Genomic DNA, 18,258 nt, shown 5'->3' with positions numbered 1-18,258 from the left:
TTACTTCCTTCTTATTACTTCAAGTAATTAAATACTTGTTGTCCTGCTTGGCGGCCAAAGATAACTGTTTCAGCAATCGAGTTACCACCAATTCGGTTATTACCATGAAGTCCACCGACGATTTCGCCACAGGCATACAAACCTGGGATGATTTGATCATCATCAGTTAATACTTCAGTTTCTTTATTAATCCCCACACCACCCATTGTGTAATGAACGGCTGGTGCGATATGAATAGTAGAGAATGGTCCTTGTTCCATTGGTCGGTCCATTCCTGTTGTTCTGCCAAATTCAGTATCGTTATGGTCGGCGACTGCCTTGTTCCAGCTAGCAACTGTCTTAACTAATTGTGCGGCATCCAAACCAGTTGTTTTTGCCACTTCTTCAATTGTGTTACCACTTTTAACTAATCCAACTGAATCATAAAAATCAATCGCTTTTGCACGATCACGAACTTCTTGGCCAAACACCAGGTAAGCTCCGCCTTCATTAAGATCATCGATGGCATTAGATACTACCTTTCGTGTGTTTAACTCATTAACGAATCGCTTACCAGCTTTGTTGACCAGAATTGCACCTTCACCACGAACAGCCTCACCAATTAAGTAAGTGTGTGGATTATCTTGTTGGACAGTTGGGTGAACTTGAATTTGATCCATGTCCACAACTTTAGCTCCCAGCTTTTCAGCCAAACGAATACCATCACCAGTAGCACCATCTTGGTTAGTAGTCTTGTAACCCTTAAGGTCTGGACGATATTGAGCTAACATTTCTTGATTTGCACCGAATCCTCCAGCGGCCAATACAATCGCTTTAGTAGCAATGTGTTTAGGTTCACCGTTTGCCATAACCTTCATTCCAGAAACTTTGCCATCAGCGTCTTTTTCTAACTCAGTAACTTTAGTACCGGCAAATAGTGGAATACCTAGCTTTTGGACTTGCTTTAACAATTCGGTAACTAAGAATGCACCGATTGGGGCCAATGTGGCTGGACGATGAGTTCTCATTTTACTCATCCCACCAGTAATCGTAATATCATCTAAATGAATATCATGATCAGCTAACCAATCAATCGATAATGCTGCGTGGTCAGCAAAGTAGCGTAACAACTCAGTGTTGTTCATCTTACCGCCACCGATGAATGTTTCATCATAAAATTCTTGGAAACTATCAACGACATGGTGTTTTAGTTGAACCAACGTTTCAGCAGCGTTCATTCCTGAAGAAGCTCTGGTAGAATTTCCACCCAGCTTGTCCATCTTTTCTAAGATGATTGGGTTTAATCCCAATTCTTTTGCTTGAATCGCACTAGTCATTCCAGCAGCACCGGAACCAATCACTACTAGATCATAGCTTTCTTGCAATTCACTAACATCAGTTAGTTTAAATCTAAATTTTTCAGCCATATTTTGTCTCCTAATTAATAAACCTAAAGATTACTTATCGTAATTAGTCATGTTGATTGGCACAACCCACTCATCAAATTGTTCTTCAGTAAGTTTGCCTGACTTCAATGCTGCTTCTTTCAAAGTAGTACCATCTTTTTGGGCTTGTTGAGCAATTACAGCACTTTCGTGGTAACCAATGTGTGGTGACAATGCAGTAACAGTCATCAATGAGTTATCAACTAATTCTGCCATTCTTTCTGCATTAACAGTCATCCCAGCGATCATCCGATCAGCAAAGCCGATTTCTGTGCCAGCTAGTAATTCAGCTGATTCTAAGAAGGCACTGATCAATACTGGTTTATAAACGTTCATTTCAAAGTTACCTTGGCTTGATGCAACATCAACTGTCACATCGTTACCCATTACTCGAGCGGCAGCCATAGTAATTGCTTCGGCTTGAGTTGGGTTAACTTTACCAGGCATGATTGATGAACCAGGTTCGTTTGCAGGCAAGTTTAATTCACCATAACCGGCACGAGGACCACTACCTAAGAAACGGACATCGTTAGCGATTTTCATCAAATCACTGGCCAATGTCTTAAAGGCACCGTGAACAACGTTAAGACCTGAGTGATGTGAAAGGCCGTAGAACTTGTTTGAATCAGAAGTGAATTCAATTCCGTAAATAGCGCTCATCTTTTCAGCAATGATTTTTGAGAAATGAGGAGCAGCATTCAAACCAGTACCAACGGCAGTTCCACCCATTGCAAGTTCACGAAGGGTTGGAGCTAATTCATTCAAGTATTCTAAATCATGTTCTAAGGCACTCTTCCAACCACTAACTTCTTGGCCGAATGTCAATGGAACAGCATCTTGAAGATGGGTACGGCCAATTTTAACAACGTCCCAGTATGCTTTTTGTTTTTTATCTAATTCATCAATTAAATGTTGGGTTGCATCCTTTAATTTTTCAACCGCAACAGCTGCAGTAATATTCATAGCCGTTGGGAAGATATCATTAGAACTTTGACCATGGTTAACGTCATCATTAGGCAAAATTTCGATCTCAGGATTGATCTTAGCAGCCATATGAGCAACCACTTCGTTAGTATTCATATTAGTTTGAGTTCCTGAACCAGTTTGGTAAATTACCAATGGAAAATCTTTGCGGATATCTTCATCATCAAGAGCTAATAACTTATCGATAGCTTCAATAATTAAGTCAGCCTTTTCAGGAGCGATTGTATTTTCTTCTTTATTGGCTTGAGCAGCAGCCTTTTTGATTTGTAACAACGCTTTGATTAATTCAAGTGGCATCTTTGAACCAGCTTGAAAGTTGTTGCGGCTACGTTCTGTTTGGGCACCCCAAAGTGCGTCTACGGGGATTTGAACTGGACCTAATGTATCTTCTTCAGTACGATATTCTGTCATGATGACTCCTCCATTTTCGAGCGATTTCTTTATTATGGACAAATGATACATTTCACAAATCGTTATAGTCAATTTTTTGCCAATCTATAAATAAATATTATAGTGCTTCTTGGTACACTGATATACTTGACTCACATTCATGAAATATACTCAATCAGCACGGGATAATAACAAATATTTTTTGATCATGTATTCACATAAATCACTTTGAAATTTACCATGAAAAAAAAAGAACTCCAATCAAAGATTGATTGGAGTTCTCTTCGTATACTGCTATTTTTTTAAAATGAATCTGGACGTATATACTGACAGACAAACACCTAGAGCCAACGGAAGAATCGCTGAATAATTCAAATGACTAACTTCGAATATCATAAACATCGCCATCAATGGTGCTTGCTGTGAGGCTGCAAGCAAGGATGCTGCCCCTAACAAGCCGATTTCCCAGATTGGAATACCTGGTACAAAATAATGAACTAAGATTCCAAAAGCAACTCCTACCACGGCACCAATTGCAATCGAAGGTGTCAAAGTTCCACCAGATGCACCGGCTCTTAGTGATAGGACAGTCATAACCGCCTTAATAACAGCGCCAATCAGCAATACCTGTAGAATGAACGTGGTATTAGTCGCTGCAAAAGCAGTTTGAGCTAACGGACGACCGTTTCCCATAACTTCGGGGAAATAAATCGCAATTAATCCGGTCAAAAGGCCAACCAAAGGTAATTGCCAAAGTATCCGACTATCTTTAACTTGATGAGCATTAGCATATTGGAACATTTTTCTAAACAATGACCCAAGTATTCCACACACAGGGCCTAATACAATCACAACTACAGTACTGATCAAAGAAAAATTATTATGGCCAACGCCGTAATATGGATGGAACCCCTTAAGAAGCGAGCCGACTAACATTGCTTCAACCGACATAGTCAGACTGACAATGATGGCCCGTTGATCAACTCGTTTCAACAACAATTCCAAACTAAACATCGTTCCTGTAATTGGTGCTATGTAGACTCCTGCGAACCCAGCTCCGGCTGCCGCAGCGATAAGCAATCTGCGATCATCATCAGATAATTTGATATTAGTCAAACGACCAAATCCCTTTTGCCATGTCTGAGAAACTAAAGCACCCAGTTCACGAGGTGCTAATTCACGACCAACTGAGCCACCAGTTGCGACGAAGAAAATTTGAGTAAAAACATGAACCAATGTTGTCGTGAATGGCATTTCTTCACCGGCAATTTCTTTACCGATCGACACAGTAGGCTTCATCTTAGTTCTGACAATCCACCAAACGACTGCGGCAATGATACTGCCAACTATCAATGAGGTAGCTCTAGTTACTGGCCCTGATGACCAAGAAACTGGCTGCCAGGTTGTCTCGTGAAAATGCAAAAAAATCCCTTCAACCAGTTCATAAAATAAGCCCAAAATAACTGAACCTATTCCAACTACCCCGCCAAGTATTAAAGTTGAAAAGGCTAAGGCAAAATTCTCTTTGTTTTTAATCATATTAACATTCCTTACGCACCAAATATTTGGCTAGCTTTTAAATCCACGACTTGAAGTTTTCCATATTCCATCATACAGAATGATGGCACAATCTGCAATTTAGGGTTGATTAATCACTATAATGCCGTAAAAAAGTCATGAATCTCCTCAAGCGACTACTCTATCTTTAGATCATCTAATGCATTTTTCACCCGCTCCAACTTCATCTGACCTGGAGCAGAAGCCTCATCAACAGTCGCAAAGCTAAGTGCAGAACCGAATAATTCACCACTGATTCTGGTTAACTTACCCAATTCTCCCATTGCCATAGTAACGATTGGTTGAACAAGTGCTGCTTGCGCATGAGTCGTCGCCGATAATAACGTTAGTACATCATCAACGTTGCTAGGCATCACCGCCATTTTTAACACATCTGCGCCTAAATCCTGCATTTCCGACAAACGAGTAATAATTTCCGCTTCGCTTGGAGTCTGATCAAAATTATGGTTACTCATCACAACCACCTTATTATTTTGATGTACCTCTTCCACCACTGCCATCACAGGCTCTGGGTCATGAAACATTTCCACATCAACTGCATCCGCAAACCTACTCTTAGCCAACTCTAGGCAGACATCAAAGTACCGTTCATCAGATAGCGACATTTCGCCACCCTCGGTTTGCGTTCTAAAAGTAACCAATAGTGCAATCCCATTTAAGTACTGGGCTAACTTCTCGCCAACGTCGTGAAGCCTGCTAGCATTAGTCACTTCCTCAAAAAAATCAATGCGCCATTCAACCATATCGGGTTTCTTAGTAACTATGGTTTGCGCTTGATTTATGATATCAGTTTCCGTTTTGCCAGTAATTGGCACTGCTATCTTAGGCCTACCTTCGCCTAAAATGATGTTTTTAATTTTAATTGGTTTCGTTGTCATGTGGAAACCTCCAATCAATATTATGTAAAAACAATCAAATAATTGCTTTAACTATAGCATTAACACTATCTGCGTTCATAGAAAATCTCGAAAATAAAAAAGCATATTCATCTAATTTAGAATAATATGCTTCACTAAGCTATACCTGCTTCTTTCGATAATCCCTAAATTGATATAATAACAATTCCATAATGACGATCATTGAGACGTGAGAAGTAATATCGACATTCCGATCACTGATTTCATCGGAAAATACATACAAATTATAATCACTCAGATTCTGAATACTGTTATTATTAGCGCCGGTTACTGATACTAGAGATGCAAAATCACATTGGCTCTTGATCACTTGGATAATTCCAATTAACTCTTGATCATTACCGGAATAATTAAATACAAACACAATGTCATTCTTAGAAATATTCCGATAAGCAAGCTTTCTTTGATCAGAATTTTTGGGGAATATAACCAAAAATCCTTCTAGAGTATACAGATATTCCACGTATTCTGCGGCGTATTTACTAAAACCTTTGGCGTAAATGTATATTTTGGGCTTATTCAGCATCAATTGGCACAACGAATCTAGCTTATGATCATCTAAAACTCGAACTGTTTCATCAATATTTTTTAAGTATTCTGAACGATAATCTGATTGTTGCATATCAAATGTAGCAGTTTCAGTGGGTTTTGACTGGTCATTTAACACAGTATATTTAATAACTGTAGTAAATTCACTGTACCCAGAAAAACCAACTTTCCGAACAAAACGTAAGAATGTGGTAGTTGATACAAAGCATGCTGCAGCCACTTCACGAATATTTTGGTTATGAATTTCATTCATATGCTTAATCACATAATCTAAAATTTCATATTCGTTTTTAGTTAATTTTTCGATATTTGGATTAATTATTTCAAAAAAGTTCATACTGATCCCCTTATCTTGGAATGCTAGCAACAATCGAGTGAATGTTACCTCCACCAAGCAATAATTCTCGACAATAAATCGGAATGATTTTTCGATCTGGAAATAATTCGCCAAATTTCTTGATGGCAATGTCGTCCTGCGCATCATTAAAAATCGGCAGAATGACCGCTCCATTAACCAAATAGAAATTGACGTACGAAGCAACTAAACGATCACCAGCATATCTAGGAAGCAATCCATTAACCGGATCAACACCATTGCTTTCTTCGTCAGTAGCGTACATTGGCGCAGGAATCTGAATTTTATGAATCACGAATTTGTTTCCATTAGCATCTGTTTCTTTTTCCAAAGTCTCTAGGGCACGATGAGAAATATAATATTGTGGATCTTTTTGGTCATCAGTCCAGGTCAATACAACCTCTCCTGGTTTGATAAACCGGACCATGTTATCGATGTCCCCATTAGTTTCATCCATGTAATATCCCTGTTCTACCCAAATTATTTTTTTAACTCCAAGGTAGTCCATCAATAATTTTTCAACAGAACTTTTATCAACGATTCCATTTCTTCCTTCAGATAAAGCAGACTCTTCAGTCAAAATCAATGTTCCTTGACCATCCGTGACAAAGCCACATCCCTCAAGAACAAAGTCGTTGTGATAATAATCGATGCGATTAAGATCACAAATCTTTCTAGCAACCAAATTGTCTTGATCCCAAGGAAAATAAAGTCCATCAAATAATCCACCCCAGGCATTGAATTCCCAATCAACAGCTCGAACACTATCACCATTTTTCAAAAAAGTTGGGGCAATATCTCTATAAAAGGCGTCATTGTAGCTCATTTCTAATACTCTAACATCCGTATTCTCGAAGACATTTTTTGTATGTAGATATTGGGATTGATTGACCAACATCGTGACTGGTTCAAATCGACTGATTTGTTTTGCAATTTCTGCATATGTTTTTTGAGCAGGCTTGCCACCTTCGCGCCAATTATCTGGCCGCATTGGCCATAACATATATGATTCATGGTGTGCAGACCATTCAGGTAACAACTTGTAATTATCTTGGCTTGGAATTGTCTCTTCAATCTTCACATTATCCACCTCATTATCATTAATATAGTAACATCAATAATGCACATTAAACGAATATTTATACAAAAAGAACCGAATTTATTAAAAAATCCGATTCTTTGTCAAAAGGTTCTTTTGGTTTTGTTATTTTGCTCTAATTACTGTTCCTTCAGTTCCCTTAATGATCTCTTTGACATCCTTAAGGTCCCCAATAACTGCTGGATTACCAGTTTGGTTAACGAAGTTAACAGCAGCCTGAACTTTTGGTAACATACTACCCTTTGCAAACTCATTTTGAGCGATATGCTCTTCAAGTTCACTAGCAGCAACATCATGAAGTTGAACTGCATCAGGCTTACCAAAGTTATAAAATACTCCACCAGCAGATGTTAAGATAATCAACTTGTCTGCTCCAATTAACTCAGCAATTTTAGCAGCACTAAAATCTTTATCAATAACTGCTTCTTTACCAACTAATTTACCATTTTCGCGAACGACGGGTATGCCACCGCCCCCTGATACAATCGGAACAATTCCAGCATCAACCACGGTCTTGATTGCTGAGTATTCATTAATTTCAACTGGCTTTGGTGAAGGAACTACCCGGCGGTAACCACGACCGGCGTCTTCCATCATAATCCAGTCAGGATGATCAGCTTTGATATCAACAACCTCAGCTTCATCATAGAATGGTCCAATTGGTTTAGAAGGATTTGAAAATGCTGGATCATTACCATCAACAATTGTTTGAGTAATAATCGTCATAACATCCTTATTAATTCCGCGCTTTGATAGCTCTTCCTTCATCGCGTTTTGGAACCAATAGCCAATGCTTCCTTGAGTCATTGCACCACAAGTATCTAAAGGCATTGCCGGATTGGCTGGCGTATCAGCAGCAATTTGCTGCAATAATAAGTTACCAACCTGAGGTCCATTACCATGGGTGATGATCAGTTGATCACCGTTCTCAATGAAACTAACTAATTGTTCAACAGTTGATTCGACCGCTTTTCTTTGAGCCTCAGCGGAAGCATCCTTAGAAAGGATAGCATTTCCACCTAAAGCAACAACTATCTTTGCCATATCTACTACACCCCTATTTACCTAATGGTACTTGTTGAGTAATGCAGTGGATATTTCCACCACCAAGTAAGATTTCTCTTGCATAAACCCCAACAATTTCACGATCAGGGTATAATCTTTGCAATGTTTCTTTAGCTTTCTCATCCATTGGATCATTGAACATTGGGAAGATGATGGCATTGTTGGCAGTGTAGTAATTAACATAACTAGCTGCTAAACGGTCGCCTTCTTGACGTGGTAAAGTTCCGTCAACAGCGTCAACGCCTTCACTTTCTTCTTTAGTAATCTTAACAGGCTTTGGAACGTAGATCTTTTCTACTTGAATCTTACGACCCTTGGCATCAGTTGCGTTTGACAAGATATCGTAATTTTCTTTTGAAATTGCGTATTGTGGATCATTTTCATCATCGGTCCAAGCAAGTGCAACTACACCTGGACGTACGAAGTTAGCAATGTTGTCAACGTGGCCGTTGGTCTCATCATTGTAAATTCCGTTCTTCAACCAAATTACCTTATCAAGGTTCAAGTATTCTTTAAGAACGCTTTCGATTTGGTCTTTAGAAAGTTGTGAGTTACGACCCTTTGATAATAGACATTCTTCGGTGGTGATTAATGTACCTTCACCATCAACGTGAATTGATCCACCTTCAAGAATGAAGTCATCCAAACGGTAACGATCTGCATGTTCCAATTCAGTAATCTTTTGAGCAACACGATCATCTTTATCCCATGGGAAGTAAAGTCCATCGACTAATCCACCCCAGGCATTAAATGTCCAATCGACTCCGCGAATATCGCCAGCATCGTTCACAACAAACGATGGACCACAATCACGAACCCAAGAATCATCGTTAGAAATTTCAACAACTTCAACTTCGTCAGGTAGTAAATGACGAGCATTTTCATACTGATCATCTGAAACACCGACAGTAACATGTTCAAATTTAGAAATTGCTTTAGCAACATTTACGAAAGTGTGTTGAGCTGGTTTTCCACCGTTACGCCAGTTATCTGGACGTTCTGGCCAAAGGATGTAAACACCCTTATGAGGTTCGAATTCACCAGGCATTCTAAAGCCATCTTTTTTAGGAGATGATTGTAAAGTTTTCATATTCAGACACTCCTTTTTAATTTCTATGAATTAGTATTTAGTATTCTTCTTTTGTTCTTCTGTTCTAGTATCATGGCGTTCAGCGTAGTGAATACATACCTCACCAATTAAAATTGTAATGATCGTTCCAACTAAGATAGGTGTCTTACCACCTACTTCAGCTGCAGAACCATTTAAAGGAACTGCTGTAAAGATCAAGGCGATTACCAATAGAGTTACTGGAATCCATGTCATTAAGTTAATCATTAACTTGTTACCAGGAACTTTAAATGGACGTTCTGTACTAGGATCGTCTTTTCTAAGCTTCCAAAATGATGGGAACATCAAGATGTATGATCCTAACAATGCTACCACGTTAAGTGAGAAGAATGCCCAGAACAAATCTGGATTTGGAATTAATGGTGCAGCTATCACGAGCACTGCAGCAATGATTCCGTTTAAGACAGTGGCACCCGTAGGCATTCCCGTCTTAGCATTTTCCTTAGCGAAAACTGCTGGTAAATCATGGTTCTTAGCAGCGTATGAAGCAACATAGTTAACTCCGGCTGACCAAGAAATCAAGTTAGCAGCCAAGGTGTACATGAATAGCACTGCAATCAAAATCACAAACCAATTGTGTTGACCAACAAGAAGTAGAATTGAATCCATCAATCCACCTGAAGCGGATAATTTACTTGCTGGAATAGCCACTCCCATACCAAATGCTGCAAAGACATAGAAGAAGGCAATCAAGATACCACCCCAAATAATTGCTTGAGGAATTTGTTTCTTAGGATTTGGCATATCACTAGCCATAGTGGTAACAACTTCAAATCCAAGGAAGTTGAACAAAATAACTGAAATGTAGCTTAAACTCTTTAAATTGAAACTAGGTAGCATAGTTGAAACTGTAAATTTACTTGCAACACCTTTGGTCACAGCTACGTAAATTCCCAGAATTCCTAAACTCATGATGATGACGATCTTAGCAATGGCTGCTAAGTTCAAAATCCACTTACTATCAGCAACTGGGTAACAACAAATTATAGAGATTACCACAATAAAGATTAATTGAATTATAACGCTGGTCCACGTTCCAATTTTAATCTGAAACGCTTGTTCAATCACTCCCGTGAATAAGACAGCTAAACTGGCCATCCAAATTGGGAAGTTGATCCAGTAAAGCCAGGCTGCACGCCCGCCCCACTTTTTACCAAACGCTTTTCTTACCCAATCATATATTCCTCCATCGCCATCATACGTAGTTCCTAACTCCGCAGAAATAAGTCCGTATGGCAAGAAGAATAGTAACAATAGTAATATCCACCAGAAGAATTGTGATGGCCCAATCGCTGCTGCAGGGGCGACCGATTCAACAACCAGTACGACTACGACAGCCATTAAGACTGCGTCAAACAGTCTAAATTTTTTCTTTTCCATTATTTTCCACCCCTAGTTGAGAAATCGATTCGCCTCACATTAGAATGTGGAGTTATCTACTCTATCCAAAATCATTTGTTTCAATGTTGGATCGTTGAAGCTATCTAATTGAGCTTCAGTATAGTTCATGCTTGGAATCATCAAGTAAACTAGTAGGGCTCTGATTGAAGTCAAACGGTTTTCAGCTTCGTCCCAAGCGATTGATGCTGGTGAGTCAATAACACTATCAGTAACTTCTTCACCACGGTTAGCTGGAAGACAGTGCATGAACATTGCGTGTGGAGCAGCCTTTGCCATTAATTCATCATTAACTTGGTACTTAGGGAAGAAGATCTTCATTCTTTCATCGTATGAAAGTGGTGATTCATATAATCCATACCATACGTCGGTGTAAACAAAGTCAGCATCTTTCATTGCTTCGTCAGCATCTTCAGTGATAAGAATCTTTGAACCTGATTTTTCAGCGTTCTTCTTAGCAACTGCTAATTGAGCTTCTGGTACTTGGTAACCCTTAGGCCCAAATTGAACGAAGTCCATTCCCATCTTAGTTGCCATGAACATCATTGAGACACAAACTTGAGTAGCGTCACCAACGAAAACAACTTTACAATCACTCAAGCGTTTACCCGAAGGTAAGTGTTCTGCCATGGTGATAATATCACCCATTTCTTGAGTTGGGTGATTGTAGTCACTCATACCATTAAGAACTGGAACAGTTGATGTTTGAGCAAGCTTTTCAACAGTTTCATGCTTAGCAACACGAGCCATTAAAATATCAGTTAAACGTGAGAGAACGATTGCAGTGTCACCTAGTGATTCACTTTCGGCACTACCTAAGTGGATTTGACCTGGTGCTAAGTATTGTGCATGTCCACCTAATTGAGTCATTGCAGTTTCAAATGATACACGGGTTCTAGTTGATGATTCTTCGAAGATCATTCCTAGAGTTCTGTGTGATAGTAAGTCTGGGTAATTGCCATCCTTGATATCCTTCTTGATTTGGATACCTAATTTGATGATGTATTGGATTTCTTCTTTAGTATATTCGTTAGTATCAATGTAATCGCGTTTCATAATTGCACTCTCCTGTGATTTATATTTTTGTCTCATCAGAAATTCTCGAGTATTTCTTTATGGCTTAAATATAAATCATGTAAGCGCTAAACTCCAGTTATATCAACGGTTTTGACGTTTTGGAATGCACGTGGTATTTTGTTTCATTTAGCGGAACATGTTCCACTTCCCTGATGCATTACATGATGAGTTGAGAAATTATTAAAAAAACTCGACTATTTTTAGTCGAGCTTTTGGAAGCGCTTGTGAGTTTTGTTACATGGATGAATGTCGGAGAGCTAAAGCGTACGATTTAAACGCTTTATCAAAAATAGTTCGCTTTTAAAGATAAAAAGCGATATAATTCTTCTAACAAAAGAACTGGAGGTATCATTTTGCAAACTATCTACTTTAACCACGACGGTAACGTTGACGACCTAGTTTCATTACTACTCCTACTTCAATTCCCAGACACTAACATCATTGGAGTTAGTGCAGTGGGGGCAGACTCCTATGTTGAGCCATCCGTATCAGCATCCCGCAAGATCATTGACCTATTCGGCCATCAGGACAATCTTGAAGTGGCAATGTCTAACTCGCGGCCTGTTAATCAGTTCCCAAAAGAGTGGCGGTTAAGCACATTCTCATTCGATGATTTCCCAATTCTCAATGAATCTGGCAAAGTTATCACTCCACAAGCTGATAAGCCAGCCCATTTAGATATGCTTGAGAAAATTAAGGCCAGTGATGAAAAGGTCACGGTTGTGATGACTGGTCCGCTAACAGACTTAGCTCGCGCAATCGAAGTTGACGCAACTGTCACCGATAACATTGCCGAACTTTACTGGATGGGTGGCTCAATGACAACTGATGGTAACGTATCTGAACCTGGCCATGACGGTTCAGCTGAATGGAATGCCTTTTGGGATCCAGAAGCGGTGAAAACCGTCTGGGATTCTGATATTAAGATTACCGTGGTTAGTCTAGATAGCACCAATCAGGTACCACTAACTCCAGAACTTCGAAGCCGGTGGGCTAAACAACGTCAATACCCAGCAATTGATTTGATTGGCATGGGTTACTCACTGGTTCATTCATTTGAGGCTAACTCAACTTACTATCTGTGGGATGTCTTAACCACCCTAGTTAGCAAGTACCCAGAATTAGTTGAATCCAAGCAAATCACTACTGACGTCATTGTTGACGGTCCTTCGGCTGGTAAAACTTACATTACCGAAAATGGCAGAGAAGTGACCTTTGTCATAAGCGTTCATGCAGATGAATTCTTTGATAAAATTGATGAGTTGGCGAAGAGTGCGACGGAATAATAAATATAAAATCGACCTAATCGCGTATAAGCGTTAAGGTCGGTTTTTTGTTTATCTATTATCTGTCGGCATTCTTTAGTGCTTCTCTCAATTGGTCATCAACCGCATAAATATAAAGTCCATTAACTCCACGAGTCATCAAAACATTTAATTCATTGGGAAGTAATTTATCGTAAACCGTCGTCTTCGTACCGTCGTCCATAGTTCGATTGCGAGTTGCATGTTCATTGCAACTTTCCTCTGGATCAAAAATAATTTTACCATTTCTGTACTTAACTGACGGACCAATGATTAAGCCACAATAATTCAAGTCAAATCCTTGGATAGTGTAAGTAGAGCCAATTTCATTAATAGTTTGTGGTTGTTCGGCCCACGGCAACTCTGAATTCTTCCTACCAGTTAATTTTGGTACCGGAAGTTGTAAATTCCATGGCAAGGTAATATTCCCCGTGCTAACCATCCAATAGCCACCATCTTCTGGCCCTCGGTTCCCGTTATATTTCCAATCAAAAGTGGCAACCATTCTAGATAATCCGTTTGAGCTATCTTTAGACTTAAGTTTAATCTGATCATACATTTTCCTAGCATCATCAAATATCTTTAAATCATACTTAGGATCCTTCGGAATTTTGTTAACCATTCGATTATCAATAATGTCTCTAATCCATTGAATGGTTTCATCACTGGCATTTATTCGCATTTGATTAGTCAGTTCAATTAGGTTCCCTTGATTAGAAGCTTTGTTTCTTAACCGCTGAATTGAGCTAGTATTCATATATCCTTCAGTCTTAAGGATTTGCTTGGGATCAAAAACAGCAATAACGATTTTTGCCCTATCCATTATATCCTCAAGTTGATTTTTACCTCGATACGATTGTTTACCTTGCGTCCATAATAAATGTGCCTCATCAATCAGTACTACATCAGCCTTTTTATCAACACCGTGCTTATTAATAAATCGAGTTGGTTTTAAAACTGTTTCATTATTTTTTTGCATAATGCCAAGCTTTTTTGCAATATCTTCATAGACCTTAAGCTGTTCATCATGATTAATGATTAAATAGCTATTTAAATTGTCAATATTAGGACTAACAATATTAGATTTCAATTGATTTAACTGGTAAAAGAGTGTGCTAAGTAATACCGTTTTCCCAGAACCTGCTTCACCTTCTACCAAAATCAGTTGACCTGTTTTGTTCTCATTTAAAGCATCAATAACGTGATCAATTATATCCTCTCTAGCAGACTCTTGTTGACTAGTTAATTGATGAAACGGTGAGGCCTTAAATATCGCGGAGTCTTCGATAATTGATTGTACTGGAAATAAGTCTTTATCATATTCCTGTAATTGCAACCACACCTTTGAAAAAATATCATCCATTTCATCAGCTGTGTAATAATCATCTTGTTGATTTTCGCGACGATTATTAATTTTCTTAACTTGAGGGACGCTTGTCATGTACAGCATCATCTTATTTTCTATGTCTAATGTTAAAGACTTATTGAAATGATCATGACCTATAACAAACATCTTGGCACTATCAATTTTGGATAATTCTTGCCAATCTTCTCTTGACTCATGTAAGTGCTGAAAGGTTCTCCGCTCAATATTGTTGGTTTCCCCGACATATACTTCATATTCTCTGTTCTTAATCTTTGAAAACACGATATAAACGGTCGGAAATTTAACTAGTAGTCTAAATTCTCGTTCGTCACCAGCAATGCTATTAGTTAGTTCCTCAAAAGACTCACTGCTATAATCAACCTTTTTGATTACTGGAGATATAATATTTTTCACGGTAATGACTCCTTATAAACTAATCCGGGTTAAGATTACTATTCCCATCCACATAACTTGTATCGATGTGATTTAGCCCAATGCAATGTTACGTGTCGCGTAGAACGTGCTCTGTTCAATCCACGACAACCTCTACTATAATGATACTTTCTTCCTTGATAAGGAGCAATCCAAACATAAGTAGTCCTTGCATTACTAACAACCGGTGGTAATACAACTGCACTACCAGCTGTTTGTACTGTAAATACTAATCCTGTGATAATTGCTGCTTTTTTGAATTTGTTCATTTTTATAGACCTCTTAATCTTTTTTTATATTTAAATAGACTTATTAATTTTTCACACTCGTACCTGTTGCATAATTCAACGCATACCCAGGTTCAATGTTATGAACGTAGATATTGAAGCTAACCGCGTCACTACCAACAGATTTAGCCTGCATGTGTACCCCAGATGCCAATAAATTATTGCCTTTAAAGTTCGGAGCCACTGAATAACGAACATAGTGGTGAGAGCTGAGTCTCAGATAACTTGCTATTTGATTTTCATACTTCAGCATCCCAGGATCATTAAGTTCACGGGTTCCCGTGATTAAGTTTCTAGGATTATTATTCTGTCCTGTAAGTTGGTAGCCAATCAAATGACAACGATTGTATAACCAACCTGAATTAGTTCGCTTATTGTGCCAACCAGTCGGATCAACATATAACGATTCGCGTTGGGCCAATGGCATCAATCTCTCATTCAACATTGCTTTAGCAATTGTTGGTCGATTAAAGTCATCCAAACGGCCGTAATATTGCCAAGGCCCTCTAGCTAATGACAATTCGTTGTGAGTAAATGTTGGTCGATTGCCATTAACGACCGTAATTAATTTATCGTGGTAGCTCGTCTTTGAAACAGTTGGATTCCGTTTAACTGCTCTTCTTACAGTTCGCCTTGGAGCACGTCGGACTGTAGTCCGTCCAGTACTATAGTCAGTTTTAGCTAACGTAAGTCCTTTTCTTCGTGCCGTGACCAAACTGACTCGATATACCTTTTTAGCTCTATTCAAGCCGCGGTTATGTCGGTGATAAAAGTAGTGCTTCCCTGTTCTCGTTATGTAAACGGCTGTGGTAGCACTAACATTAGTTGGTGTCATCGCAGCTTCTGAACTAATAGTTAATCCAAAAACCAATGCAATTACCAACATCACTCTATTCAAGTGGTGCATAATTCCATCTCCCAAGTTATGTATTTATTAGAACCATCGAAAGTTCGTAACAATTAATTATACATGAATTGGAAGATGAAAAAAGAGAATTTCAGGAAATTACGTACATCATGAAAACACTCTCGTCAAATTTTGACGAGAGTGCACTTGTTTCAATTTATATTTTTTATTATTCAACCTTCAAGCCATGAATTACTTCTGCAACTTTACTGATGTCTTCAGGAGTTGATCGGCAACAGCCACCAATTATGTTGGCACCGCTTGCCAACCAAGTTTGCGCAAACTTTCCAAAGTCAGCTGATAAATCTTGAGTGATCCACTCACCAATAGTCCCGTCATATTCATCCCCATTGTTTGGATAAACAATGATTGGTTTATTAGTATATCGACGAATGTGTTTAATAATTCCATCTATTCGGAAGATAGAGGTGCAATTTGCTCCAATAAATTCAACATTAGGTTGTTCATCTAGATATTTAACGACCTCAGCGATTGAAGTGCCGTCACATATCGTAGCTTCATCCATTGTGCTTAAAGCTACCCAAGCTTTTTGATCATCAAATTCATTTTGAATCAATTCGACTAAGGCCTTGATTTCATCAAATCTTGGAAATGTTTCTAGCGCCAACAAATCAACTCCGGATTTATTCAGCTGCTTCAAAAGAGGTCGATGAAACGCTTGAAATTCATCTTTAGAGAGCTGATATTCTCCAGTGTATTCACTACCATCACTGAGAAAAGCACCATAAGGAGCGATACTTCCTGCAATGATTGCGGGTTTCGAATGATTCTCAGATGCATATGAGTCGCGCGCTCGTTGCGCTAACTTCACTGACTCAGCAATGTACATATTGGCCTGATTCTCATTAAAACCATTAGCAGTAAATACCCTTGGATTTGCTTGATATGTTGACGTAATGAGCACATCTGCCCCTGCCTCAAGATACTTCAAGTGAGCATCATAAATCGCATCTGGATTATTAACGAGTGGTTGACTCGACCATAATCTCTGGCTGTCAATCAACCCCTCTGTTTCAAGCAAGGTGCCCATTGCACCATCTAGCACCAAAGCATTACGTGGTGATTCATCTAATCGTTTCTTTAATTTACTTTTTACCATGAGTTTCACCTCGCCTATTTTCCAGGATACCAAACGTATGATAATCCTCCTCGAATAACAAACACTTCAATAAATAAATATGTGATTGCAAAAACAATTTCGATAATAGCTAAGACCCGAAAAGTCCAATCAAGCTTAAGTGGCTTTTGGTAAGTATAGTAAGAGCGTTGCTTCTTTATGCCATACAAGCGTAACTCCATCGCTGTTGAAATCGTGCCGACCTTATTAAATGTCGCCATTAATAATGGCATTAAAATCTTTACTGAAAGTCTGACTCTTTGAATCATGCTAGATTTTTTCTTGTCTAACTCTAATCCACGCATTTGTAGAGAATTCTTAATTGTCTTGTAGTCTCGCATAATGTCCGGAATAGATCTTAATCCAAGAGACATCACTGTGCATACCTTGTACGGAACATGCAATCGATATAACCCTTCAGCCAATTGACTTGGAGTAATTGCTAGAATAAACCACAAACTTGCTACGAACATACTGAAAACCTTTAACAAACGAACACTTAGATAAAATACCGTTTCAGCTGTAACAGGAAAATTATTAGTCAAACTAAATAGAACTGTAGATTGCCCAATAGTAGTACTTCCTATATTTGGTGAGACTAAAAACATCATCGCAACATTCACCACATTCATCCAGATAACAAACCAAGTAACTGCTTTGACTGTCTGCCATTTTGGCTTTTCGGAAAGTAATAGACAAAAATTTATCAAGAATGCAGTGGTCAGAATTCGAACATCGAAGGTAAGCATAATTAGCAATAAGTTTGCGATTAACAACACTATTTTGGTTGTTCCATTTAATTTTTGAATTGCATGTTCTCCGGGCAAATAATTGATTATAAATGTATCTTCCATAGCTA

At 38.7% G+C, this 18,258-nt stretch carries 15 protein-coding genes; 1 reads left to right on the top strand and 14 read right to left on the bottom strand.

The window, feature by feature from the left end; genetic code table 11:
• Positions 1-14: 14 nt before the first annotated feature.
• The 10 genes from O0236_RS01215 to ptcA all read right to left on the bottom strand — a co-directional run bounded on the left by O0236_RS01215 (position 15) and on the right by ptcA (position 11,944).
• Positions 15-1,406: a flavocytochrome c gene (locus O0236_RS01215; RefSeq protein ID WP_268912360.1), complete on the bottom strand. Its 1,392-nt coding sequence runs from the start codon at positions 1,404-1,406 to the stop codon at positions 15-17.
• Between the two features lie 30 nt (positions 1,407-1,436).
• Entirely contained in the window at positions 1,437-2,819 is a 1,383-nt protein-coding gene (locus O0236_RS01210) for a class II fumarate hydratase (RefSeq protein WP_268912359.1), read from the bottom strand.
• Positions 2,820-3,092: 273 nt separating this feature from the next.
• Positions 3,093-4,337, bottom strand: a complete 1,245-nt coding sequence (locus O0236_RS01205) for a chloride channel protein (RefSeq protein WP_268912358.1) — start codon at positions 4,335-4,337, stop codon at positions 3,093-3,095.
• Positions 4,338-4,492: 155 nt separating this feature from the next.
• Entirely contained in the window at positions 4,493-5,254 is a 762-nt protein-coding gene (gene aroD / locus O0236_RS01200) for a type I 3-dehydroquinate dehydratase (RefSeq protein WP_268912357.1), read from the bottom strand.
• 139 nt (positions 5,255-5,393) lie between these two features.
• Positions 5,394-6,179, bottom strand: a complete 786-nt coding sequence (locus O0236_RS01195; protein ID WP_268912356.1) for a MurR/RpiR family transcriptional regulator — start codon at positions 6,177-6,179, stop codon at positions 5,394-5,396.
• Positions 6,180-6,189: 10 nt separating this feature from the next.
• Complete coding sequence (gene aguA / locus O0236_RS01190; protein WP_268912355.1) at positions 6,190-7,278, bottom strand: agmatine deiminase; 1,089 nt, start codon at positions 7,276-7,278, stop codon at positions 6,190-6,192.
• Between the two features lie 123 nt (positions 7,279-7,401).
• A complete protein-coding gene (gene arcC / locus O0236_RS01185; protein ID WP_268912354.1) occupies positions 7,402-8,340 on the bottom strand; it encodes a carbamate kinase in 939 nt (312 codons plus the stop codon).
• Between the two features lie 13 nt (positions 8,341-8,353).
• Positions 8,354-9,451, bottom strand: coding sequence for an agmatine deiminase (aguA, locus tag O0236_RS01180; protein WP_268912353.1), 1,098 nt, complete (start codon positions 9,449-9,451; stop codon positions 8,354-8,356).
• A gap of 30 nt (positions 9,452-9,481) precedes the next feature.
• Positions 9,482-10,873, bottom strand: a complete 1,392-nt coding sequence (locus tag O0236_RS01175) for an APC family permease (RefSeq protein ID WP_268912731.1) — start codon at positions 10,871-10,873, stop codon at positions 9,482-9,484.
• Positions 10,874-10,909: 36 nt separating this feature from the next.
• Positions 10,910-11,944, bottom strand: a complete 1,035-nt coding sequence (gene ptcA, locus O0236_RS01170) for a putrescine carbamoyltransferase (RefSeq protein WP_268912352.1) — start codon at positions 11,942-11,944, stop codon at positions 10,910-10,912.
• Positions 11,945-12,318: 374 nt separating this feature from the next.
• Between ptcA and O0236_RS01165 the strand changes: the two genes are divergently transcribed.
• Positions 12,319-13,251: a nucleoside hydrolase gene (locus O0236_RS01165; RefSeq protein ID WP_268912351.1), complete on the top strand. Its 933-nt coding sequence runs from the start codon at positions 12,319-12,321 to the stop codon at positions 13,249-13,251.
• Positions 13,252-13,309: 58 nt separating this feature from the next.
• Here the strand turns inward: O0236_RS01165 and O0236_RS01160 are convergent, their stop codons facing one another.
• The 4 genes from O0236_RS01160 to O0236_RS01145 all read right to left on the bottom strand — a co-directional run bounded on the left by O0236_RS01160 (position 13,310) and on the right by O0236_RS01145 (position 18,253).
• On the bottom strand, positions 13,310-15,049 hold the full coding sequence (locus O0236_RS01160) for a DUF2075 domain-containing protein (protein ID WP_268912350.1): 1,740 nt from the start codon (positions 15,047-15,049) through the stop codon (positions 13,310-13,312).
• 330 nt (positions 15,050-15,379) lie between these two features.
• A complete protein-coding gene (locus O0236_RS01155) occupies positions 15,380-16,240 on the bottom strand; it encodes a DNA/RNA non-specific endonuclease (protein WP_372791776.1) in 861 nt (286 codons plus the stop codon).
• A 190-nt stretch (positions 16,241-16,430) separates the two neighbouring features.
• The gene (gene mmuM / locus O0236_RS01150; RefSeq protein WP_268912348.1) at positions 16,431-17,381 is read right to left on the bottom strand and encodes a homocysteine S-methyltransferase; all 951 of its coding nucleotides are present in this window, start codon (positions 17,379-17,381) and stop codon (positions 16,431-16,433) included.
• 14 nt (positions 17,382-17,395) lie between these two features.
• Positions 17,396-18,253, bottom strand: a complete 858-nt coding sequence (locus tag O0236_RS01145; protein ID WP_268912347.1) for an energy-coupling factor transporter transmembrane component T family protein — start codon at positions 18,251-18,253, stop codon at positions 17,396-17,398.
• Positions 18,254-18,258 lie beyond the last annotated feature (5 nt).

This window comes from Lentilactobacillus sp. SPB1-3 (genome assembly GCF_026913205.2).
Taxonomy (GTDB): Bacteria; Bacillota; Bacilli; order Lactobacillales; family Lactobacillaceae; genus Lentilactobacillus; species Lentilactobacillus terminaliae.
This window is presented reverse-complemented; position numbering and strand designations above follow the sequence as displayed.